At 68.7% G+C, this 22,054-nt stretch carries 22 protein-coding genes, 4 tRNA genes and 1 pseudogene; 17 read left to right on the forward strand and 10 right to left on the reverse strand.

Annotated features, from left to right (window positions below):
* The 6 genes and pseudogenes from V7E09_RS05580 to V7E09_RS05605 form a co-directional block, all read right to left on the reverse strand.
* A pseudogene (locus V7E09_RS05580) lies at positions 1-377 on the reverse strand (ribonuclease D); the annotation flags it as partial.
* Entirely contained in the window at positions 374-934 is a 561-nt protein-coding gene (locus V7E09_RS05585) for a DUF3000 domain-containing protein (protein ID WP_324509825.1), read from the reverse strand. The gene V7E09_RS05585 and the pseudogene V7E09_RS05580, both read right to left, overlap by 4 nt.
* Before the next feature lie 95 nt (positions 935-1,029).
* Positions 1,030-1,455 (reverse strand): peptide-methionine (R)-S-oxide reductase MsrB, encoded by a 426-nt coding sequence (gene msrB, locus V7E09_RS05590; protein WP_324509823.1) that lies wholly within the window; start codon positions 1,453-1,455, stop codon positions 1,030-1,032.
* Between the two features lie 58 nt (positions 1,456-1,513).
* A complete protein-coding gene (locus V7E09_RS05595; protein WP_324509821.1) occupies positions 1,514-2,332 on the reverse strand; it encodes a sirohydrochlorin chelatase in 819 nt (272 codons plus the stop codon).
* Positions 2,333-2,573: 241 nt separating this feature from the next.
* On the reverse strand, positions 2,574-2,921 hold the full coding sequence (locus tag V7E09_RS05600; RefSeq protein ID WP_324509819.1) for a hypothetical protein: 348 nt from the start codon (positions 2,919-2,921) through the stop codon (positions 2,574-2,576).
* Positions 2,922-3,056: 135 nt separating this feature from the next.
* Positions 3,057-3,128 (reverse strand) — tRNA-Val (locus tag V7E09_RS05605).
* Positions 3,129-3,281: 153 nt separating this feature from the next.
* Between V7E09_RS05605 and V7E09_RS05610 the strand changes: the two genes are divergently transcribed.
* The 15 genes from V7E09_RS05610 to V7E09_RS05680 all read left to right on the forward strand — a co-directional run bounded on the left by V7E09_RS05610 (position 3,282) and on the right by V7E09_RS05680 (position 15,619).
* Positions 3,282-3,354, forward strand: a tRNA-Gly gene (locus V7E09_RS05610).
* A gap of 41 nt (positions 3,355-3,395) precedes the next feature.
* Positions 3,396-3,466, forward strand: a tRNA-Cys gene (locus V7E09_RS05615).
* Between the two features lies 1 nt (position 3,467).
* A tRNA-Val gene (locus V7E09_RS05620) sits at positions 3,468-3,543 on the forward strand.
* Between the two features lie 192 nt (positions 3,544-3,735).
* Positions 3,736-5,781 carry a threonine--tRNA ligase gene (gene thrS / locus V7E09_RS05625; RefSeq protein WP_442956845.1) on the forward strand — a complete coding sequence of 682 codons (2,046 nt, stop codon included), beginning with the start codon at positions 3,736-3,738 and terminating at the stop codon, positions 5,779-5,781.
* A complete protein-coding gene (locus V7E09_RS05630) occupies positions 5,778-6,332 on the forward strand; it encodes an HIT family protein (RefSeq protein WP_442956846.1) in 555 nt (184 codons plus the stop codon). Before thrS ends, V7E09_RS05630 begins: the two co-directional genes overlap by 4 nt.
* Entirely contained in the window at positions 6,329-7,120 is a 792-nt protein-coding gene (locus tag V7E09_RS05635) for a DUF881 domain-containing protein (RefSeq protein ID WP_324509815.1), read from the forward strand. The genes V7E09_RS05630 and V7E09_RS05635 overlap by 4 nt, the downstream gene beginning before the upstream one ends.
* Positions 7,121-7,133: 13 nt before the next feature.
* Positions 7,134-7,466 (forward strand): small basic family protein, encoded by a 333-nt coding sequence (locus tag V7E09_RS05640; RefSeq protein WP_324509813.1) that lies wholly within the window; start codon positions 7,134-7,136, stop codon positions 7,464-7,466.
* Complete coding sequence (locus V7E09_RS05645) at positions 7,459-8,583, forward strand: DUF881 domain-containing protein (RefSeq protein WP_324523132.1); 1,125 nt, start codon at positions 7,459-7,461, stop codon at positions 8,581-8,583. Before V7E09_RS05640 ends, V7E09_RS05645 begins: the two co-directional genes overlap by 8 nt.
* 91 nt (positions 8,584-8,674) lie before the next feature.
* On the forward strand, positions 8,675-9,055 hold the full coding sequence (gcvH, locus tag V7E09_RS05650; protein ID WP_324523133.1) for a glycine cleavage system protein GcvH: 381 nt from the start codon (positions 8,675-8,677) through the stop codon (positions 9,053-9,055).
* A gap of 63 nt (positions 9,056-9,118) precedes the next feature.
* A complete protein-coding gene (locus V7E09_RS05655) occupies positions 9,119-9,613 on the forward strand; it encodes an FHA domain-containing protein (RefSeq protein WP_324509810.1) in 495 nt (164 codons plus the stop codon).
* Positions 9,613-10,308 (forward strand): transcriptional regulator FtsR, encoded by a 696-nt coding sequence (ftsR, locus tag V7E09_RS05660; protein ID WP_324523134.1) that lies wholly within the window; start codon positions 9,613-9,615, stop codon positions 10,306-10,308. The genes V7E09_RS05655 and ftsR overlap by 1 nt, the downstream gene beginning before the upstream one ends.
* Positions 10,309-10,327: 19 nt before the next feature.
* Positions 10,328-10,819 (forward strand): bifunctional nuclease family protein, encoded by a 492-nt coding sequence (locus V7E09_RS05665; protein ID WP_324523140.1) that lies wholly within the window; start codon positions 10,328-10,330, stop codon positions 10,817-10,819.
* A 113-nt stretch (positions 10,820-10,932) separates the two neighbouring features.
* A complete protein-coding gene (locus V7E09_RS05670; RefSeq protein ID WP_324509807.1) occupies positions 10,933-11,514 on the forward strand; it encodes a MerR family transcriptional regulator in 582 nt (193 codons plus the stop codon).
* Positions 11,515-11,610: 96 nt separating this feature from the next.
* Complete coding sequence (gene gcvP, locus V7E09_RS05675; RefSeq protein ID WP_324509805.1) at positions 11,611-14,454, forward strand: aminomethyl-transferring glycine dehydrogenase; 2,844 nt, start codon at positions 11,611-11,613, stop codon at positions 14,452-14,454.
* 46 nt (positions 14,455-14,500) lie between these two features.
* Positions 14,501-15,619: a YhjD/YihY/BrkB family envelope integrity protein gene (locus V7E09_RS05680; protein WP_324523135.1), complete on the forward strand. Its 1,119-nt coding sequence runs from the start codon at positions 14,501-14,503 to the stop codon at positions 15,617-15,619.
* A gap of 121 nt (positions 15,620-15,740) precedes the next feature.
* Here V7E09_RS05680 and V7E09_RS05685 read toward each other — a convergent pair whose 3' ends face one another.
* Positions 15,741-16,967 carry a pyrophosphate--fructose-6-phosphate 1-phosphotransferase gene (locus tag V7E09_RS05685; protein WP_324509801.1) on the reverse strand — a complete coding sequence of 409 codons (1,227 nt, stop codon included), beginning with the start codon at positions 16,965-16,967 and terminating at the stop codon, positions 15,741-15,743.
* A 173-nt stretch (positions 16,968-17,140) separates the two neighbouring features.
* Between V7E09_RS05685 and V7E09_RS05690 the strand changes: the two genes are divergently transcribed.
* Entirely contained in the window at positions 17,141-17,524 is a 384-nt protein-coding gene (locus V7E09_RS05690) for a hypothetical protein (protein ID WP_324523136.1), read from the forward strand.
* Positions 17,525-17,527: 3 nt separating this feature from the next.
* Here the strand turns inward: V7E09_RS05690 and V7E09_RS05695 are convergent, their stop codons facing one another.
* Positions 17,528-18,649, reverse strand: coding sequence for a MalY/PatB family protein (locus tag V7E09_RS05695; RefSeq protein ID WP_324509799.1), 1,122 nt, complete (start codon positions 18,647-18,649; stop codon positions 17,528-17,530).
* A 72-nt stretch (positions 18,650-18,721) separates the two neighbouring features.
* On the opposite strand from V7E09_RS05695, the gene V7E09_RS05700 reads away from it, so the two are divergent.
* Positions 18,722-19,345 (forward strand): L-threonylcarbamoyladenylate synthase, encoded by a 624-nt coding sequence (locus V7E09_RS05700; RefSeq protein WP_324509797.1) that lies wholly within the window; start codon positions 18,722-18,724, stop codon positions 19,343-19,345.
* A gap of 22 nt (positions 19,346-19,367) precedes the next feature.
* Here V7E09_RS05700 and V7E09_RS05705 read toward each other — a convergent pair whose 3' ends face one another.
* Complete coding sequence (locus V7E09_RS05705; RefSeq protein ID WP_324523137.1) at positions 19,368-20,876, reverse strand: Hsp70 family protein; 1,509 nt, start codon at positions 20,874-20,876, stop codon at positions 19,368-19,370.
* 122 nt (positions 20,877-20,998) lie between these two features.
* Positions 20,999-21,988, reverse strand: coding sequence for a PAC2 family protein (locus tag V7E09_RS05710; protein ID WP_324509795.1), 990 nt, complete (start codon positions 21,986-21,988; stop codon positions 20,999-21,001).
* Between the last annotated feature and the right edge of the window lie 66 nt (positions 21,989-22,054).

A 22,054-nucleotide genomic window follows, 5' to 3' on the forward strand; every position in this document is an offset into this window, starting at 1 on the left:
AGCAGGTCCACCTCGGCGAGGCAGGGGAGGTCCTGCGTGGCCGCATGAACGATCCACTCGGCGTCCCCCAACGCGTCGGCCAGGGTGCCGAGGTGGGCGCGCTCGTCGTCACCGGCGAACGCGATCGGGTCTACGAGGACGGTGCCTGCGTCCTCACGCCGCAACTGAATCAGGTAGGCACGGCCGGAGTAGCGGAATCCGTGGGCGCGTTCGGTGTCGATGGCGACGGGGCCGTGCCCTGCCGCGAGCGCCGCCGTGGCCGCAGCAAGAGCCTCTGGTGTGCGAACGACATCGGGGACGCCCTCAGCCGGGGCGGCGACGAGCGTGTAGACCGGGGCGTCGTCGGCGGGTGAGGTGGGGGAGTTCGGCGTGCTCATCGACGCCTTCCGGTTCGGTGGAGAGGGATCGGGACGACGCCTTCTGGGAGCAGCGGCAAACCGGCAACCATGCACAGCAGATCTTGCCAGGCCTCGATGTGGGCAACGATTCCGCGCCCCTCGGCCAGGATCGGCGTCCAGGAAGCGCGAATCTCGACCTCAGCGCTCCCGGGGTCGTCTTCCATGGAGCCGAAGGACTGTGAACTGACCGCGGTGACCGTGCCGGACGGTGCCGCGTACTCTGCCCCATGCCGCGACAGCGCATCCATCAGCCAGGACCAGCCGACTTCGGCCAGCAGGGGATCGGCGACCATTTCGGGATCGACCGACGCGCGGGCGAAGGTCACGCAGCGGAAGGTGCCATCCCAGGCGGGATTGCCCTGGCTGTCATGCAAGAGGACCAGTCGCCCATTGCCGACCTCTTCGCCGCTTTCGTCGACGTCGGCGGCGATCGCCACGGCTTGCGGGGCGATGCGCTGCGGCGCCGGTATCTCTTCGATGGTCAGCTCGGGGCGCCAGGGCATCGCCAGTAACGTCGCCGCAGCGTCGTCGAACATCTCGGTGTCCTTGGCCCCTAACCCCACATCGAGAAGGCTAATCGCGGACGCCCGCCGCCGACGACTGGACGCGCCGGTGAGGCGCCAGCCTGCGGCTAGGCGTCCTCTCCGGGAGCTCGGTGTACCAGGCAGATCGAGTTGATGCAGTAGCGCCGGTCGGTGGGGGTGTCATACCCCTCGCCCTCGAACACGTGGCCCAGGTGGCTGTCGCAGCGCGCACAACGCACTTCAACGCGGGGGCGTCCGGGTAGCGATTCGTCACGGAGGTACCGCAGCCGCCTCTCGTCGGCGGGGGCATAGAAGCTCGGCCAGCCGCAGTGGGAAGCGAACTTCTCCTCGCTGGTGAACAACTCGGCCCCGCAGGCCTTGCACGCGTACGTTCCGGGCTCGCTGAAGTGTTCGTACTCACCGACCCCTGGACGCTCGGTGGCCCCTTCTCGCAGCACGGCGAACTCGAAGGGGGTCAGCACCTCACGCCACTGCTGAGGCGTACGGCTGAACGTGGTCTCCTGGTCGGGCATGGCGAGCTCCTTTCGGCTACTCCACCACGCTACTGACACGGACAAACTGCCAGGGACCTCATGCGGTGGCGGCGTAGCCCTCGATCTCGTTCTCGGCGTCCACGTCCGCATCGGCGGTGAAGTTGCCCTCCTCGTCGAAGGACAGCAGTTCCATCGCGGCGAAGGCATACCGGGCCAAGACGAGTTCGGCGACCTCGCTGGCCGACCCGAGCGGATCGGACACGGCGATCGCGCCGCCTCGGCGCGCCTGGTCCGCCTGCACTGCGTAGCGCTCGTCCCCGGTGAGGAAGAACGAACCCACCGCGATGTGACGCCGACCCTGCGCGCGGAGCCCCTGGATCGCTTGGGGCACCGAGGGGCCCGAACCGTCGGCGACGGCCGTCAGGCAGGGGAGCCGATGGTGCGTCGACCATTGCCGAGCGCGTCGGGCCAGCAGGGCCGTGCCCCGGATGTCGCCGGTGGTGGGGGAGCTGAGGATCAGCCCGTCCAGTTCGAGCACGCGCGCCTGAGCCAGCGCACTGCGCAGCCGCAGGTCCAGCAGGGAGAGCAAGGTCGCCTCGGGGCCGATGGGCCGAGACACCTGCAAGTGAAGGCCGGGCAGTTCCCGCGTGGCCTGCGCCACGACACCGCTGTAGCGGGGGTCGACCTCGACGGCGTGCACGAGGTCGAGGGGGACGATCACCGCCTCCCGGACACCGTCGGCGTGTAGACCTCCCAGCGTCGAGCTGAGTGAGGGGAGGCACGAGTCCAGGAAGGCGATCTCGGGCTTCACTTCGGGTCGAAGCGCGGTCAGTTCTGCCTGCAGGGCGTGCGCAATGCGCACGACTCGCTGGTCGCGGCTGCCTGGGGCAACCATGACGAGGGTTGGTGCGGTCATGGCCGATACCTCCCGGTCTTGCTGGATGGCCGGCGCCCTTGCCGTTTCAACGCCCCTATCCTTACTGAAAAGTTGAGGCGCTGCCAATCGGATTGTCCCAAACTCTAGGATTTGCGTCCACGATGCGGGATTCGACGCGTGGGTGCGCCTCAGTGTGTTGGCAACCGGCGTCCGCAATTGCCACCCGCCGCGTCGACTCGGCGATGGCTGGCCACGATCAGCACCGCGAGGATCGTGATGCTCACCACTGCGCAAGGCGGTGAACCCGTACCCATGGTCTCCAGGACCGTGAAGCCCATCCCGAGGCGCTGCCGAGCACGACCCCCATCCCAGGGGTGCGGCGTCGGGCAACGAGGAAGACGACGAGCGGAACGATCAATGTGGCCGCTTCCTCGATGAATCCCACCGTGAGCAGCCCAGAGCTTGGAGGTTCTTGATGGCCGAGTACTCCACCGCTGTGGGCCAGCAGCAGCACCGCCATCGGAACGGCGATCGCTCCGATGAGCACCAGCGTCGGAAACAGGTTGGCGTTCTGCGTGGCGACCATCGCGTTGAGAATCGCGATGTAGGCCACGGCGCCGGCCTGCACGACGGCGAGTCCGGCCAGCCGAACCGCGCACGAACGACGCTGCGACGGCAACGCCCGCGAGGGGCTGGCGGTGGGCGTCTCCCCAGGAGGGGTTAAGGGGAGAGGAGGTGCGCACAGGGGAGTGCGCCATGCGGGTGGGCGATACTGGGTTCGAACCAGTGACCTCTTCGGTGTGAACGAAGCGCGCTACCACTGCGCCAATCGCCCGCGGATGAGGACTCTATCCCAACCGGGTCACCCCAACGCAAATCGGGGTGGCGGCACCCGCCGGCTCACGGCGCCCCGTTTTGCAATCGCCCGCCGGAGCCGTATATGGTGTTCCACGCGCCGAACGAGCCGAAAGGCCTGGTCGGAAAGCGTGCGGACGTGGCTCAGCTGGTAGAGCATCACCTTGCCAAGGTGAGGGTCGCGGGTTCGAATCCCGTCGTCCGCTCGGAGAGGGTCTCGTACCTCTGTCGAGACCGGTTCTTCACCGGTGGAGTGGCCGAGAGGCGAGGCAACGGACTGCAAATCCGTGTACACGGGTTCAAATCCCGTCTCCACCTCGGGCGGTTGGCGCAGTTGGTAGCGCGCTTCCCTGACACGGAAGAGGTCATCAGTTCAAGTCTGGTACCGCCCACCAGCAGGATCCGGGAGTCGCGAGTTCGCGACTCGCCGGGTCTTTCTTCTTTCCGCCGCCCGACACGCACTCCGCTCGCTCGCCCAGCGGCACACCAGCGCCCGCGAGCCAGACCCAGGCTCCCCGCGGCGATGCGGCACAATGGCCTGGTCAACCTTGCCGGGCCAGCGCGCTCGCTCAACGAAAGGAACCCCGGTGTCCTTCTCTCTCACCATCCTGCGTCCTGAGGCTTCCCAGCAGCGGACGGTGGAAGAGACCACGACCGGGCTGGACCTGTTCGGAGACGATCGCACCGTCGTGGCCATGAGGGTCAACGGGGAGGTCCGCGACCTCGCCCGCGAACTGGCCGACGGGGACGAGGTCGAGCCGATCCTCATCTCCTCCGACGAGGGGCTCTACATCGTGCGGCACTCGGCGGCCCACGTGGCCGCCCAGGCGCTGCAGAACCTGCGGGCCGACGCCCTGCTGGGCATCGGCCCGCCCATCACCGACGGCTTCTACTACGACTTCGCCACCGAGCCGCTCACCCCTGACGACCTCAAGGTCCTCGAAAAGGACATGGGACGGATCGTCAAGGAACGCCAGCGCTTTGTCCGCCGCGTCGTGAGCGACGAACAGGCCCGGGCAGAACTGGCCGCGGAGCCGTTCAAGCTCGAACTGATCGGTCTCAAGGGCAACCATGGGGACGCCGAAGGCGCCAGCGTCGAAGTGGGCGCGGGCGATCTGACCATCTATGACAACGTCCGCCGCGATGGCAGCGTCGCGTGGAAGGACCTGTGCCGCGGACCGCACGTCCCGCACACCGGCTACCTCGGCAACGGCTGGGCCCTCACGCGGACCTCGGCCGCCTACTGGCGCGGCGATCAGGCCAACGCCCAACTGCAGCGCCTGTACGGCACGGCCTGGGCGTCCAAGGACGACCTTCTCGCCTACAAGACCCGCCTGGAGGAGGCCGCCAAGCGCGACCACCGCAAGCTGGGCACCGAACTCGATCTGTTCAGCTTCCACGAACTCGTCGGCTCCGGCCTGCCGCTGTTCCACCCCAAGGGCGGCATCATCAAGCGCGAGATGGAGGACTACGTCCGCGCCCGGCACATCGCCGAGGGGTTCGACTACGTCGGCACCCCCCATATCGCCAAGGAGGAGTTGTTCTATACCTCCGGCCACCTTCCCTACTACGCGGACGGCATGTTCCCGCCGCTGCTGGAGGATGCAGAGCGTGATGAGCAGGGCAACGTGGTCAAGGGCGGACAGGCCTACCGGCTGAAGGCGATGAACTGCCCGATGCACAACCTGATCTTCTCGTCGCGTGGTCGCTCCTACCGCGAACTGCCGCTGCGGTTCTTCGAGTTCGGGACGGTGTACCGCGATGAGAAGTCCGGCGTGGTGCAGGGTTTGACCCGGGTCCGTTCCATCACCCAGGACGACTCACACAGTTACGTGACGAAGGAACAGGCCCCCGACGAGGTCCGACACCTGCTGCGCTTCATCCTGGGGCTGCTGCGCGACTTCGGGCTCGACGACGTGGCACTGGAACTCTCCACCCGCGACGAGGACGGCAAGAAGAAGGACAAGTTCATCGGCTCGGACGAACAGTGGGCCGAGGCCACCGAGGTGCTCGCCCAGATCGCCGACGAATCCGGCCTGCGGGTCGTCCCCGATCCGGGCGGGGCCGCCTACTACGGCCCCAAGATCTCGATCCAGGCGCGGGACGCCATCGGCCGGGTGTGGCAGATGTCGACCATTCAGTACGACTTCAACCAGCCGGAACGCTTCGGACTGCAATACACCGCCGCGGACGGCTCCCACCAGCAACCGGTCATGATCCACTCCGCGAAGTTCGGGTCGCTGGAGCGCTTCATGGGCGTCTTGATCGAGCACTATGCGGGGGCCTTCCCCGCCTGGCTCAGCCCCGTGCAGGTGGTCGCCATCCCCGTCGCGGACGCCTTCGACGGCTACCTGGCTGATGTGGCGGCCCAGTTGCGCGCGGCGGGTGTGCGGGTCGATGTGGACGACTCGGACGACCGGTTCGGGAAGAAGATCCGCAACGCCGCCAAGGAGAAGACCCCCTTCGTCCTAATCGCAGGCGGCGAGGACGTCGATGCCGGCGCAGTCTCGTTCCGGTTCCGCGACGGCAGCCAGCGCAACCAGGTACCCGTCGCCCAGGCGATCGCCGAGATCGTCGAATGGATCGCGTCGCGGCGCAACGACAGCCCGACCGCCGAAGGAGAACTCCGGTGAGCGTGGGGACGCCCGAGAGCCCGCTGGACTTCGCGGGCGTCCCCGACGCATTCCAGCGGTTGTGGACCCCCCATCGCATGGTCTACATCGGCGGTGAGAACAAGCCCGCAGACGCAGGGGAGCGCGAGTGCCCCTTCTGCCGCGCCCCCCGGCTCGGTGAGGCAGACAGCCTCGTGGTCGCACGCGGCACGACATGTTTCGTCGTGTTGAACCTGTATCCGTACAACCCCGGCCACCTGCTCGTATGCCCGTACCGCCACGTGTCGGGCTACATCGACCTGACCCCGGAGGAGACCCAGGAGTTCGCGTCCCTCACTCAGCACGCCGTCCGGGTTCTGGCGGCCGTCTCTCATCCCCAAGGATTCAATCTCGGCATCAATCAAGGTGAGGTCGCGGGCGCGGGCATTGCCGCCCACCTGCATCAGCACGTGGTGCCGCGCTGGCAGGGGGACTCCAACTTCCTTCCCGTCGTGGCTCGAACCAAGGCATTGCCGCAGTTGCTGGGAGAGACCCGAGACCTGCTCGCCGCCGCGTGGGACGCCTCCGCATGACGGCGCCGACGCAGTCCCGCCCCGACTCGTCGATGGACCTGCTGAACAACCTGCGCAAGGACGCCCTGGATCCGAGCTACGCGGCTGCCGCCGCCGCGCATGGGTCGCGGCGCCGTGGGCATGTGCTGGCGCCCGCGTTGCTGATCGTCGGATTGCTGTTCGGGACGGCCGTGGCCACGACGTGGCGCAGCGCACCGGAGGCGGCGCAGGAACGCACGGCGATCATCGAGCGCATCACCACCACCGAGCAGCGTATCGACGAACTCAGCACGAGGGCGGCCGAGCTTGAGCAGGAGATCCGCGAACGGCGCCGCTCCGCGGGGACCTTGACCGCGGCCCAGCAGTCGCGGGTGGATCAGCTGGGTCCCGCCACGGGCGCCGACCCGGTCACCGGGCCGGGCATCCGGATCACCGTCGACGACGGTCCCGAGACGGTCTCGGGTTCCCGGGTCGTCGACACGGACTTGCGCATGGCGGCCAACGGCCTGTGGGCCTCAGGTGCCGAAGCCGTGTCGATCAACGGCTATCGGCTGTCGGCCCGGACGGCCATCCGCAACGCAGGCGGCGCGATCACGGTGGACTATCGCTCGCTCACCAGGCCTTATGTGCTGGAGGCGATCGGGGATCTCGATACACTCGGGACCGCCTTCCCGGCCACCGACGGGGGCCGCTGGCTCGCGGGCCTCAAGGAGCACTACGGCATGCAATCAAGCCTGGAGCGCGTGCGATCACTCTCGCTGAGCGCCGACCCCGGCCTGGACGTGACGCGCGCGAGCGCGGTGCGATAGGAGGACGAAGACAATGCTGGCCATCGTGGGGCTCATCCTGGGCATCGTTTTGGGCATCGTTCTGCAGCCGAGTCTGCCACCCCAACTGCAGCCGTATCTCCCCATCGCCATCGTCGCGGCGATGGACGCGATCTTCGGCGGGTTCCGGGCCTACCTCGACCGGGTCTTCGACGACAAGGTCTTCGTGGTCTCCTTCGTCTCCAACGTGCTCATCGCCGCGCTGATCGTGTGGGTCGGCGACCTGATCGGCGTCGGCACCCAGCTGTCCACCGCGGTGGTGGTGGTCCTCGGTATCCGGATCTTCACCAACGTGGCCGCGATCCGCCGGAAGCTCTTCCATGCCTGACCCCAACGAGACCCCTGACATCGGGCCCGAGTCGGCCGATGCCGTCCCTGTTGATGCCGCCCCCGCAGAGGCCGGGACGCCCCCCAGCGAGGACCCGGACGCGCCGCCCGAACCCGAGGCTGGGGCACGTGCGGCCGCCGACGCGCCCTCCGCCACGGACACCCCGTCCGTGAGCCAGGACGAGTCGACGCATCTGGCCACGGACGCCACGGGGGCGGACGGCTCATCGCCGCGCGTCCCGCAGGTCTCCAGCGAGACTGCGGAGGAGGGCGGTGCTGACGCGCCTCAGGAAGACTCCCCGCCGGACGAGGACTCCCCGCCGACGGACCAGACCGATGCGGCCGAGGACGACACCCCCGGCGAGGGCGCGTCGATCGAGAGTGCGACGCCGGTTCCCGTCGAGCCGAGGACCTGGCGTGAGATCGGTGCCGACCTGATCCGGCCTGGGCGCCCGCAGGTCGTGCTCGCCGTCATCCTGATGCTGTGTGGGCTGGCCGTGACGATGCAGATCACGGCCCAGCACGATCAGCGCTACTCGACGCTCCGGCAAGATGAACTCGTCGCCGTGCTCGACGACGTCAGCGGTGAGACCCGACGGCTCGAGGCCGAGATCGCCGACCTCGAACGGACCCGCGATCAACTCGCCAGCGGTGCGGACGCCGACGCGGTGGCCCGCGCGGAGGCGCATCGGAGGCTGGACGCCCTGGAACTCCTCGGTGGCACGGTGCCTGCGCGAGGGCCGGGCATCAGGATCACGATCACCGACCCGCGCGGAAAACTCACACCCGAGATCCTGCTCAATGCCATCGAGGAACTGCGCGACGCGGGCGCCGAGGTGATGGCGGTCGGCGACCATCGCCTCGTGGCGAGCAGTTCCGTCACCTCGTCGTCCTCGGGCGACCTGCAGGTGGACGGCAAGATCCTGCCCCACCCGCTGGTCATCGTGGCCATCGGTGATCGCGACACCCTCGCGGAGGCGACCCGGTTCCGGGGCGGTCTGGTGAGCACGATCGAAGGGGACCGCGTCGGCGGGAGCGTGATCGTGACCAAGCTCGACACCCTCGACATCACCGCCACGGTGACGCCCAAGACCATGCGGTTCGCCCGCCCGGTGTAGCACGTGCGCGGTCCCCGGGCGATCGCGCCGACAAAGCGATTAGGCTGACGACCACGAGGCGGCCGCCCAGGCCGACGATGAGGAGGAGAACGTGTTCCCCGAGGATCTTCGCTACACCGACAAGCACGAGTGGGTTCGCGCCGGCAACGGCGAGACTGTGCGCGTCGGCATCACCGATTTCGCGGCCGAGGCGCTGGGCGACATCGTGTACGTGACCCTCCCGCAGGTCGGGGAGGAGGTCGCCACCGAGGATTCCGTCGCCGAGGTGGAGTCGACCAAGAGCGTCTCCGAGGTCTACGCCCCGTTGTCGGGCGTCATCACCGCCGTCAACGAGCAGCTCACCGACGCGCCGGACACCGTCAACAAGGACCCCTACGGGGATGGTTGGCTGTTCGAAGTGCAACTGACCGATGCTGGCGAACTCGATGACCTGCTCGACGCGGACGCCTATGCGGCCATCGCGGGGGAGTAGTCTAAGAAACTCTGCTCCGGTGTCCCGGGCTTTGCCACGCTGTCGTTAAGGAGGAATGCGCCCATGTTCAGGTGCCCTGAGTGCGGCCACGAAACCGCAGAAGCGGTCAACTTCTGCCCCAATTGCGGCGCGGCTTTGAAGTCCAGCACCGGAGACACCACCCGCGTCATCCCCCTCCCGCCGCAATTGGGAGAGGACACCGGCGAGTTCACCGATCCCACCCTTCCCGCGCTGGCCGATGTGCCGCCCGGCGGGGCGGTGCTGGTCGTGGTGCGCGGCCCGAACGCAGGTTCCACCGTGCTGCTCGACCAGGAGACCATCACGGCCGGACGACACCCGCAGTCCGACATCTTCCTCGACGACGTGACCGTGTCGCGGCATCACGCAAAGTTCACCGAGCGCGGCGGACACCACTGGGTGGGCGACCTCAACAGCCTCAACGGGACCTATGTCAATCGGACGCTCATCGATGGGGAAGTGGCCCTGCGTTCGGGCGACGAGGTACAGATCGGTAAGTTCCGCCTCGCATACCTGGTGGCGCCGTCCGGGCGTAGCTAATGCCCGCCCCGAGCTCGCGGAGCATCGGGCAGGTCCTCAAGGTATTGAAAGAGGACTTCGAGGACATCAGCATCTCCAAGATCAGGTTCTTGGAGGGCGAAGGACTCGTCTCGCCTGAGCGCGCGCCCTCGGGGTACCGGCGCTATTCCGACCAGGACATCGCGCGGCTGCGCTACATCCTGGAGGTGCAGCAGAAGCACTATCTGCCCCTGAAGGTCATCCGCGAGCACCTGGAGAAGCTGGACGCCGGCGAACAACCGGTCTCGGGGACCACCTCCGAGCCGCCGCCCTTGGAGCCCGTTGTCACCCCGACTCCGCCCGAACGGCAGCCGCAGGCCAAGCGCCCCATCAACATCCCTCGCCGGGAACTGCTGCGGCTGTCCGGGCTGAGTGAGAACCAGCTGATTGAACTGGAACGTCACGCCTTGGTGGTGCCCCGTCGCGGGACGGTGCAATACGGCCGCGACGCCCTCACCATCGCGGTGGCCGCCCGCAAGCTGGCCGCCTACGGCATGGACGCCCGTCACCTGCGGGCCATCAAGCAGGCGGCTGAACGCGAGGCGTCGCTGATCGACCAGTCGCTCCTCACCCCGCACGTCCGGCACCGGTCCGGCTCTCGTCAAGCCGTCGCCGACGTGATGCAGTTGGTCTTGTACGCGCATGCGGCACTGCTCCGTTCGTCCATCACGTCCTAGGAGGGTGGCCTTGATCCCGATGATCTTCAGCGAGGTCCGTGTCACGGGCGTCGCCGACACCCCCGTGCTGTTGTTGCGCGAGGCACGAGGCGATCGCTACCTGCCGGTGTGGATCAGTGCCGCCGGGGCCAACGCGATCCTCTCCGCGCTGGAGGACGCCCCTGACGAGCACCCCGCCAGCCATGACCTCATCGTCGCCCTGCTGGCCGCATTGGGCGCCGTCGTTGACGAAGTGCGCATCATCGACGTCGTCGAGGGCGTTTTCACCGCACAGATGCGCGTGGGGGAGGCCACCGTGGCCTGCCGGGTCTCGGACGGGGTCGCGGTCGCCTTGCGTTGCGCCGCAGCCATCAGCGTCTCCGAATCGGTCCTGGATCGGGCTGGGACGCTGGTCCGCCCGGGGGATCCAGGCGAGGGCTCCGATGCGCAGATGGAGCAGTTCCGGGCGTTCCTGGACACACTGCGCCCCGAAGACTTCGACCCCGGCGCCGGGGAGGGCCCGCAACCCTGATCCGGGAGTGCAGAGTTGGCGGCACGGTCGGTGGGGCGGCGTGTCGGGGGAAGGCTGGTGGAGTACCGACCGCTACCGTCATACTGGTTGTTGGACGCGAACCTGCAGGAGGCATGGTGGAAGCATCGAAGGTCGAGGTGCCGAGCACGGCTGGGCTGCAAGACGTCTTGTTCGAAGGCGACTTCGCCCCGCTTCCCGAGGACATCGGCTTTCGCGGTCCCATCGCCTGCAGCGCCGCCGGGATCACTTACCGGCAACTCGACTACTGGGCCCGGACCGGGCTCGTCGTCCCGAGCATCAAGACCGCCGACGGCTCTGGGTCTCACCGGCTCTACGGCTTCCGCGACATCCTGCTGCTCAAGGTCGTCAAGCGACTCCTGGATGTGGGTATCTCGCTGCAGCAGATCCGCGCCGCCATCCTCCACTTGCGCGAGCGCGGCGTGCGGGACCTGACGTCGGTCACGCTGATGAGCGACGGCGTCTCGGTGTATGAGGCCGTCTCCGATGAGGAGATCATCGACCTGGTACACGGCGGCCAGGGGGTCTTCGCGATCGCTCTGGGACGCGTGTGGCACGACCTGGAGGGCAACCTGGCGGCGCTCCCGACCGAGCGGGCCTCCCAGGAGGAAGCGCCTGCGGCCCCGGTCGGCGTGGACGAACTCGCCGCCCGCCGCGCGGCCCGCAACGTCGGCTGATCGCCCCGCACGCCCACGCCACCGCGCGATAGGTTGGGGGGACACCTTCCGCCCGGGTGACAGGCGCCCGGATCCGGCAAGGTCGAGGGTGGAGCCATGGAACCGTTCGAGACCCGCCATCTTGGCCCCGACGATGCCGCTCGCGCGACCATGCTGCAGCGGCTGGGCATCTCCGACCTGGACGCGCTCACCAACGCGGCCCTCCCCGACGACATCCGCATGGACGAGCCGCTCGCGCTGGCACCCGCGCTCACCGAGGCACAGGTCCAAGCGGAGCTGACGCGACTGGCGGAGGCCAACAACCCCGGCCGGGCGATGATCGGGCTCGGCTATCACGGCACCCTGACTCCGGCGGTGATTCGCCGCGGGATCCTGGAGAACCCCGCCTGGTACACCGCGTACACGCCCTACCAGCCCGAAATCAGCCAGGGCCGGTTGGAGATGCTGCTGACCTTCCAGACCATGATTGCCGACCTCACCGGCCTTCCGGCTGCGGGTGCCTCCCTGCTGGACGAGGGCACCGCCGTCGCCGAGGCGGTGGGGGTCGCGCGCCGCAAGCAGCGCACGGGCAGCGTCGTGGTCGTCGATGCAGGGATCCTCCCGCAGTCCCTGGCCGTTCTGCGGACCCGCGCTCTCGCCCTCGGCGTCGAGATCGTGGCCACCACCGACCCGGCCGCAGCGCTGGCAGCCCACGACGCCTTCGCGGTGGTGCTGCAGACGCCTGCGGCCGACGGTGCGATCCGCCCGCTGGAGGAACTATCGGCGATCGCCGCGCAGGCGCACTCCTGCGGTGCACTGGTCATCGCCGCCGCCGACCTGCTGGCCCTCACGGTCCTTCCGGCCCCGGCCGCGTGGGGCGCCGACATCGCCGTCGGCACGACGCAGCGCTTCGGCGTCCCGCTGTTCTACGGTGGCCCGCACGCCGCGTACATCGCCGTGGGACCGGGGATGGAACGCCAGCTTCCCGGACGTCTCGTCGGGCTGTCCCAGGACCGGCATGGAACGCCTGCCCTGCGGCTCGCCCTGCAAACCCGAGAGCAGCACATTCGCCGCGAGAAGGCGACCTCGAACATCTGCACCGCCCAGGTACTCCTGGCCGTCGTCGCCGCCGCGTATGCCGTCTACCACGGGCCCGCGGGTCTGCGGGGGATCGCGCACGACATCGCCCGCGCGACCCGGCGTCTCGCCGCCGCGCTGGTCACGGCGGGGTACACGCTGGCATCGGACTCGTTCTTCGACACGGTCACCGTCACCGCCCCCGACGCGGCGGACCGCCTCGTGGAGGCCGCCCGGGCGCGTGGCGTCCATCTGCGTCTCGTTGACGCGGACCACGTCGGCATCAGCGTCGGGGAGGACGCCACCGAAGGCGACCTGGTCGCCGTGGCGCAGGTGTTCGGTGCGACACTCACGCAGGCGGAACACGGCGGCTACGGGCAACCGGAACGCACTCAGGACTACCTGAGCCACCCCGTGTTTCACCGCTACCACTCCGAGACCGAGATGATGCGCTACCTGCGCGCTCTCGCCAACCGCGACTTCGCGCTCGATCAGGGCATGATTCCCCTCGGCTCATGCACGATGAAGCTCAATCCCGCCGCCGCCCTCGAGCCGATCAGCTACCCGGGATTCGCGAACCTTCACCCCTTCGTCCCCAGCCAGGATGCGCAGGGTCACGCGGCCCTCATTCAGGGTCTGGAAGCGCAACTGACCGCGATCACCGGCTACGACCGGGTGAGTCTGCAGCCCAATGCAGGCAGCCAAGGCGAGTTCGCCGGGCTGATGGCCGTGCGTGCCTACCATCACGCCCAGGGCCAGCCCCAACGGGTGGTCTGCCTGATCCCAGCCTCGGCTCATGGCACCAACGCCGCCTCGGCGGCCATGGCGGGCATGGAGGTCGCCGTGGTGAAGACCGCCGAGGATGGCGCCATCGACTTCGACGACGTGCAGGCGAAGGTCGCCCTGCATGCCGATCGACTGGCCGTCATCATGATCACCTATCCGTCCACGCACGGCGTTTATGAGTCCCGGGTGCGCGAGCTGTGTGCGCTCGTCCATGACGCCGGGGGTCAGGTCTATGTCGACGGCGCGAACCTCAACGCACTCATGGGCCTGGCCCAACCCGGTCGCTTCGGCGCCGATGTGAGCCACCTGAACCTGCACAAGACCTTCGCGATTCCGCACGGCGGCGGTGGCCCCGGGGTCGGCCCCGTGGCGGTTCGCGACCATCTGGCGCCCTTCCTGCCCAACCATCCCTTGCTGGCCCAGGCCGGTCCGGTCACCTCCTACGGTCCGGTGTCTGCGGCCCCGTTCGGGTCCGCCGGGATCTTGTCGATCTCCTATGCGTTCATCGCCATGATGGGCCCGGGGTTGCGGCGCGCTTCCCAAGGGGCGGTGCTGGCGGCCAACTATGTGGCGGCTCGGCTCCAGCAGCGTTACCCGATCCTGTACGCCGGACGCGACGGGTTGGTCGCCCACGAGTGCATCCTGGATCTTCGGCCGCTCACCAAGCGGACCGGCGTCAGCGTCGACGATGTCGCCAAACGCCTGATCGACTACGGCTTCCACGCCCCCACCATGAGCTTCCCGGTCGCCGGCACGCTCATGGTGGAGCCCACCGAGTCCGAGTCCCTGGCGGAGTTGGATCGGTTCTGTGAGGCCATGCTGTCCATCGCGGATGAGGCGGAGCGCGTCGCCGCGGGGGAGTGGCCTGCCGACGACAACCCCCTTCACAACGCGCCGCACACTCTCGCCGAGGTCACCGCAGACGCCTGGGACCACCCGTACCCGCGCAGCCTGGCCGCCCACCCCGCCGGGGTGGCGCTGGGGGCGGTCTCCACGGGTGCCCGGGATCGGTACTGGCCCGCCGTCGGCCGGATCGACGGAGCCTACGGCGACCGCAACCTGGTGTGCTCCTGCCCGCCCCTGGACACGTATCTGTGACCAGCCGGGCCGTCGCCCGGGCGCGCCCTCGCACTAGGGTGAGCGCATGAAGGAACGGCTGGAACGCATCCTCGCGGTCGAGTGGGTCGCGCATCTGGTACGGGCCGCCCAGCGGTTCGGGCAACGGCTGGGATCCCAGTTCGCCGCGGCCATCACCTACTTCTCCGTGCTGTCGATCGTTCCGGTCTTGATGGTGGCCTTCGCCGCCACCGGCCTGACGCTCACCGTCATCGCGCCGGACGCCCTCGTGCAGGTCAAGGACGCCATCACCACGGCGGTCGGGGGCCAAGGAGACCTGAGCAAGCAGCTCATCGACATCGTCGAGCGTGCGTTCGGAAGCTGGCGCGAGGTCGGCGTCCTCGGTCTGCTCGTCGCCGCATGGACGGGAGCCGGGTGGGTCGACAACCTCCACCAGGCCGTCCGCGCTCAGATGCGACACGAGTTCGATGTGTCCAAACCGGCCGCCAACATCGTCGTGGCCACGCTGGTGAACCTGGTGATCCTGCTGGCCCTCTTCGTGCTGGTCGGGCTCACGATCGGAATGAGTTCGGTTCCGACCACGCTGCGTCACACCGTCGGCACCCTCCTGCACTTGGAGGGCCCCTTGTGGGAGCTGACCTTGTCGGTGGCCCCACTCGGCGCCACGCTGCTGAGCGGTTTCCTGCTGTTCTGGTTCATCTTCCGGGTGTTTCCGGAGGTTCGGCTCCCGACCCGCGTGGTGATGCGGGGGGCCGCCATCGGGGCAGTCGGCATCACCGCCTTGTTGTGGGCTGCGGGCCTGCTCGCCGGGTCCTTCGCGAACAACGTCGCGGCCGCAGTCTTCGGCGGCACGCTCATCATCATGCTGTACTTCAATCTGTTCGCGACCCTGATCCTGATGGTGGCGGCGTGGATGGCGACCGACGCCAGCATGGAGCCCGAACCCACCCCGATCGAACTTGCCGAGCGGTCGGCGCAGGGTCCCACGGACTACGCGACGAAGGAACTGGTCGCCATCATGCGTGCCCGCCAGGAGCAGGAGTCCGCAGCCACCGTGCCACGGGGCTCCGCCGTCACGGCTGCGCGGGTCAGCGGGGGAGTGGGAGCCGCACTCGGGGTGGCCGTCGCCGGAGGCGTGGCTGTCGTTGCCGCCCTCATTTCGGGCTTGCTGGATCGCCGTCGCTGATTCCCGCCACCTCGGGAGACGTCGCCTCGGGCGCGGCAATCCCGCCCAGAATGAACGATGGCGCGTCCCCAGGGGAGACGCGCCATCGGTGTCACGGGCGGGGCGAGCCCGTGGGAGGGGATCAGTGCTCCGTAGGTGCCGCCGCGACCGGGGCGTCCTGCCCGATCGCCTCCAGAAGCGCCACGTACCAGTCCTGCGTGATGTCGAACGGCTTGCCGCCCTTGATCCGGGAGAACTCGATGGAGCGCAGTTCGCCGCCCCGTTCCTCGTCCTGCCCGACCAGACCCGGCTCGCCACGCAGGGCGGCGTCGACGGCGAAGTGCGCCATGGTGTCGATCAACTCGAGATCGAAGGCATCGGAGGCAGCTGAGCGGGCGAAGTACCCGGACTTCTGCACCAGGGTCTTCTCCGCGCCGAGCTTCTTGGCGAACTGCTGTCCGAACCACGCTCCGGGGTTCACCTTGTCGAGGCGGATGTGCCCGAATGCGTCGCGGGCGACCTCCTCTCCGGCGGCCTCCAGTTCGGCAACGATGCTCTCCACGCCGGCACCCTCGGAGATGAACAGGTTCACGCAGCCGACTTCGTCCATGACCTGGGTCAGGCGCTCCGCCTCGGCGGCGATGTCGATGACCGCCTCGGGGACGTAGAGCCCGTGAATGTCCCACGCGCGCTTGTCGAGCCCGATCTCGGGCACCCAGGTCTGCTCGTCGAGCCAGGAACGGTACTTCCGTGCGGTGGCGGCGGTCAGCCAGCCGCAGTTGCGGCCCATGATCTCGTGGACGATGAGCATCCGACCACTGGCGTTGTGCTCTGCCAGGACGTTCCGGGCGAAGTCCGCCCCTTCCTGGGCGGCCGTGTCCGCGCCGAGGCTCTGCTGGATCGGGATGATGTCGTTGTCGATGGTCTTGGGCAGGCCCACCACGGTCAACTCGTAGTCGTGCTCATGCAGGTAGTGCGCCAGGTCGGCGGCGGTGGTGTTGGTGTCGTCACCGCCGATGGTGTGCAGGATGGTGACGCCGTCGGCCACGAGCCGATCGGCGGCGAACTTCAACGGGTCGACCCCCTCGGGCACCAGCCCGCGCTTGATCAGGTCGGTGGTGTTGGTGAGCTTGACCCGGCTGTTGCCGATCGGGGACCCACCAAAGCGTCGCAGCACGTCCGCGTGCGCGCGCACCTCCTCGGTGACGGTCAGCGCATCACCGGTCAGCAGCCCCTGGTAGCCGTTGCGATAGGCGATGATCTCGACCTCGGGGGCCAGTTCGGTGTAGCGGCTGATCAGCGCGCCAATCGCGGTGGACAGGCAGGGTGCGAAGCCACCGGCAGTGAGCAGTGCGACCTTCTGGGTCATCGGATACCTCTCGGGTGAGACAACAGACGAGGACGCGCAGGCGCCCAGTGCTCCCAGCCTATTGCCGTCTGGGCAGTCGTGCGCGCCGCCACCACAACGCCCTGTGGATACCGTGCGCGCCGCCCAGTGCGACTGGCACGATAGGGGTCAGTTCCCACCCCGAAGGAGCCGTCATGCGCGATGAGCGCGGCCAATCGTTGTCGGCGATGATCGCCGTGGTGCTACTCGCCCTGTTCCTCATGACCGGTCTGGTCGTCGATGGTGGGCGTCAGGCGTCCTGTGCGCGGGAGGCGGAGGCAGGCGCCGCTCAGGCCGCCCGCGCCGCGGTGGACGCCGGGGCAGCGGCGCGCGCCGCGGGCCTGTCCTTCGACGTGAGCGTCGTCCAAGCAGCAGGGCGCCGCTCGCTGGCCGAGGGGGGACTCGGCGGCGACGTGCGCGTCGAGGCGGGCGCGGGGCGCGTGACGGCCTCGGCGAGCATGCCCACCGTGTTCCTGTCCGTCATCGGGATCACGCGCGTCTCCGGTCGGGGCGAAGCGACGGCTACCCTGCGCACCTAGTCGTCAGAGCGAGTCCGCCATCCGTGTGATCGCCCGATCGATGAGGTCGGGGTTGGCGGCCAGGTTGATCCGCACGAACTGGCCATACACCGCCCCGAAGGTCGCGCCGTCGTTCAGCGCCACCTTCGCGTGATCGAGGAAGTGCCGTGCGGGATTCTCCAGCCCCAGCGCGGAGCAGTCCAGCCACGCCAGGTAGGTGCCCGGCTCGCGCTGCCATCGCACCTGGGGGAGCCGCTGCGCCAGCAGGCGGCCCAGCAGGTCCTTGTTCGCCGACACCTCGACCATCACCTGGTCGACCCATTCCTGGCCGTGAGCCAGTGCCGCGGTGTGCGCGAGCGTCGCCATCTGCCCGGTGGACTGATTCGCCAGCGGCGGCAGGTGGTTCACCGCCGGGGCGTCCCGTCCCGCGATGTAGAGGCCTCCCTTGAACGCCGCGAGGTTCCACCCCTTCCCCGCGGAGAACGCCACCACGGCGTTCTGCGCCCGCGGAAGGCTGAGGATGGGCGTGAAGGTGGTACCGGGATCGATGAGGACCGCGTGGATCTCATCGACGATCAGCACGACGTCGTAGGCCGTGCACAGGGCCGCGACTTCGCTGAGTTCCTCGGGTGTGTGCACGGTGCCGGTCGGGTTGTGCGGCGAGCACAACAGGTACGCCGCGGGCTTGTTCTCCCCGGCGAACTCCGCGGCCAAACCCTCCAGATCCAGCCGGCCAGCGGCAGTGAGCGGGACTTGCGAGATCCGGCGACCGTAACCCTGAATGACCTGCCAGAAGGGGGGATAGACCGGCGGGTTGATGACGATCCGGTCACCGGGAGAAGTATTGCCCAGCAGCAGGCCCAAGATGGCGTTCATCACGTCTCCGGCACGCCGCATCTGGCCAGGCGCCGGACGCCACCCCCAGCGACGCTCGGCCATGTCTGCGTACGCCTCGGCGTAGGCCGTGCCGTGCGGGTAGCCGGTGTCGCCGATCTCCATCGCCGCCGTGACCGCGTCCACCACCGGGCGAGGGGGCAGCACGTCCATCTCGGCGACGAACAGCGGCAGCACGTCCTCGGGGTAGGTGCGCCACTTCATCGACGTGCGGGCGCGCAGTTCGGCTTCCGACAGGCTCAACAACGACATGGCTGCATTGTTCCACGCACACGTGCCCTCGCCTCCCGTCCGGCAGACATCGGACGGGCCTAGGCTGAGGCCATGGCTCGCTACTACGACGTGCACCCTGCCAACCCGCAGCCCCGCTCGCTTGCCGCGGTCGCCGCCCTCATCCAGGAGGGCGGTCTGGTGGTGTACCCCACCGATTCCGGGTTCGCGTTCGGTTGTGCCCTGGGCAACGCTGACGGGCTGGACCGCATCCGCACCATCCGCCACCTCGACCGGCACCACCACTTCACGCTGGTGTGCTCCGAGTTCGGCCAACTCGGTCGCTACGTAGAGATGGGCAACGACGTGTTCCGGGCCATCAAGGCCAACACCCCCGGCCCCTACACCTTCATCCTGCGGGGCACCCGCGAGACGCCCAAGGTGATGATGCAGGACAAGAAGCGCACCGTCGGCGTCCGGATCCCCGACCACACCACCGCGCGCGCCCTGCTGGACGTGCTCGGTCAGCCGCTCATGTCGAGCACGCTGCTGCTACCGGACAGCGACGAGGCACCGACCGACGGCTGGACGATCGCGGAGGAGTTGGAGCACCAAGTAGACGCTGTCCTCGACTCCGGAGACGTCGGCGTCGGCCCGACCACCGTGGTCGACTTCACCGCCGAGGACGACCCCATCGTCCGGCGTGGCGCCGGGGACCCTTCACCGTTCGAGCCGTGACGCACCTGAGGGTAGTCCCGCCTCAGGACTCCGCGCCCAGCCGGCGGCTCACCGAGAACCCCGACTCGAGGTCGGTGATCCGCGCCTCGATGGCACCGCTGCGATCGATGCGGTACTCCTCGGTGACCAGGGGGCCCTCTCCGCTCCGCACCACGCGGACGCCGCTCAGGTCACGACCGTCGCGCAGGGCGGCATCGAAGGGGAAGTAGAGCGGCTCCAGCGGGAGCACATCACCGGTGGGTTCACCGCCGGGTCCCAGTCGGGAGTGCTCCACGAAGCGGAACACTCCCACGTTATGGGCCGCCCGGTAACGCCGGGTGACCGTGACATCGACGTCGAGGCTGGTGCGGTGATCGCGGCCGATCAGCGGATCGAACGCGAAGGTCGCGCCGCCGTCGCGGTCACGGAACACGCCGAATCCCCGTGACAGCCGATCGGTGAGGGTGAACCCCGAGTCGGGGTCGGCAGCGATCGCGAGCCCGATCGCGGTGGACGCCGCCGCATGGGGCGAGCGCCGCACCCGGCGCCCGAATCGTTCGCGGAGTTCTCGCGCCACTAGCGGCAGTTCGCTCGCCCCGCCGACCAAGTACAGGCTCGCCACCTGGGAGGCCTCGAGCCCCGCAGCATCGGGGCGGCCGATCAGCGGCGTCAGCGCGTCCACGGTGTCGGCTACCAGCGGGGCCGCGGCCCGGTAGAAGTCGTCCACCTCCACGCTCACGTCCCGCCCGGCGACCCGCAACGGAATCCGGCGCGACTGGGGGCTCAGGGATTCCTTCCCTGCCCGGGCATCCTCCAGCAACGCGACCCGCTGGGCCGTATCCAGCACCGGGCCACCGGCAGCGTGAATCGCGCACTCGGCGAGCACCTCGTCGAAATCGTCCCCGCCCAGCCTGTTGATCCCCACCGAGGCCTCGACCTCGTGGACCAGGTCGGCCACCTGAACCAGGGAGGCGTCGAACGTGCCACCGCCCAGGTCGTAGACCACGACCCGGCTGCGCCGGGCGTTCACGGTCCGCGCCTGGCGATGGGTGTACTCGAACGCGGCGGCAGAGGGTTCGTTCACCAGGCCGGCCACGCTGAATCCCGCCGCCGCGAAGGCGTCCAGCGTGAGGAGCCGCTGCGCTGTGTGGGCGTGAGCCGGGACGGCGACCATCACCTCAAGGGGGTCGGCGCCCGTCAGGACATCCGCCATGGTCGACGACGACACGAGAGCCTCCCTCAGGGCGCCCAGGAAGCCCCCGATCAGCTCGGGCAAAGGAACGGCCAGGCCGCCGACCTCGAGCGTGGTGTCGGGGCGGAGACTGCCAGCCACCAGCGCCCGCTTGAAGGAACGCACCATCGGCGCACCGCTGCGCGCCGCCCGCAGCGCGGCGAAACCGAACACCAACGCGTCGCCCTCACGGGCCGCGACCGAGGGAAAGTGATCGACGCTGTCGCCGTCGAGATCCTCGAAGCCGACCACCGGGTAGTTCCCCCGGTCGGCGACCGCGACGATCGTGCGTGTGGTTCCGAAGTCGATGCCCAGCCTCATATGAGGCAGGGTAACCGGGGCCGCAGGCCGGACCGGGGCCGGTGCACAGGCTGGATACCGGCGGGGTCGCGCAAAGGCCCGTGCCCTCGAGATGACGAGGGCACGGGCCACGGCACTGTGGGTCAGGCCACGGTCGGGCCAGAGCCGTCCTCACCGGCGGTGGGCGCATCGCCGGGATCAGCCTGGGGACCATCCGTTCCCGGGGTCCCGGGCTCGTCTTCACCCAGTCCCGCCAGGAAGTCCTCGAACTGGGCACCGATCTCGTCGGCCGACGGCAGCGACGCCGTACGCGCCGTACGCAGGCTTCGCTCGGTGATGAACCTCTCGTAGTTCGCCTCCAGGTTGGACACCATCTCGGTGAGTTCCTCCGACGCCTGCACCTGCTGGTCGATCTGCGCACGCACCAGGCCGCCCGCCAGATCGAACCCTTCGGTGGGCAGCGACAGCGAGGTGGCCTCGCGCAGCGCCGCCATCAGGCTGCCGGCCGCGTCTGGATAGTCGGCCTCAGCGATGTAGTGGGGGACGTGAGCGAGCAGCCCGGTGACAGGATGCTCGGTTTCGCCCAGCCGCATCGTCAGCACGGCGGGGAAGGAGGCTCGCAGGGTGAAGGTTCCCATCATCGCGTCCTGGTCAGCGACCATGCTGGCATCGCTGGCGTATCGGGTGACCGCCACCGGGCGAGTGTGCGGGGCAGGCGCCGGGATCGACTGGGTCAAGATGGTGTTCTTCACCCCCAACTGGTCGATCACATAGCCGATGCCCGCAGCCATGCGCTCCCACTGGAAGGACGGCTCGGGGCCGTTCAGCAGCAGGAAGTCACGCCCCTCCTTGTCGGTCACCAGGTGCAGGGCGATCTCTGGTTTGGCGTAGTCGGCAAAGTGATCCCGGTCGAAGACGATCTCGGGGCGCCGCCCGCTGTAGTCGATGACCTGATCCGCGTCGAAGCGACCCAGCACATGGTTGGGCAGGTGATCCAGCAGTTGGGTGTCCAGCAGTCGCTGGGCGTGTCCGGCGTCGAGGAAGCTGCCCAGCGTCACGACCAGCGTGTCGGCGTGAACGCGCCGCTGATCGATGTGGGGCTCCCACGTAAACAGGCTCACCGGGTCGAGCATGGGCGTCTCCTGTCGCTCGCTGTGTCGTGATTCACCCCCAACAACGCCGCGGCGACGTCATCCATT

This window comes from Propioniciclava sp., from assembly GCF_036744435.1.
Taxonomy (GTDB): domain Bacteria; phylum Actinomycetota; class Actinomycetes; order Propionibacteriales; family Propionibacteriaceae; genus Propioniciclava.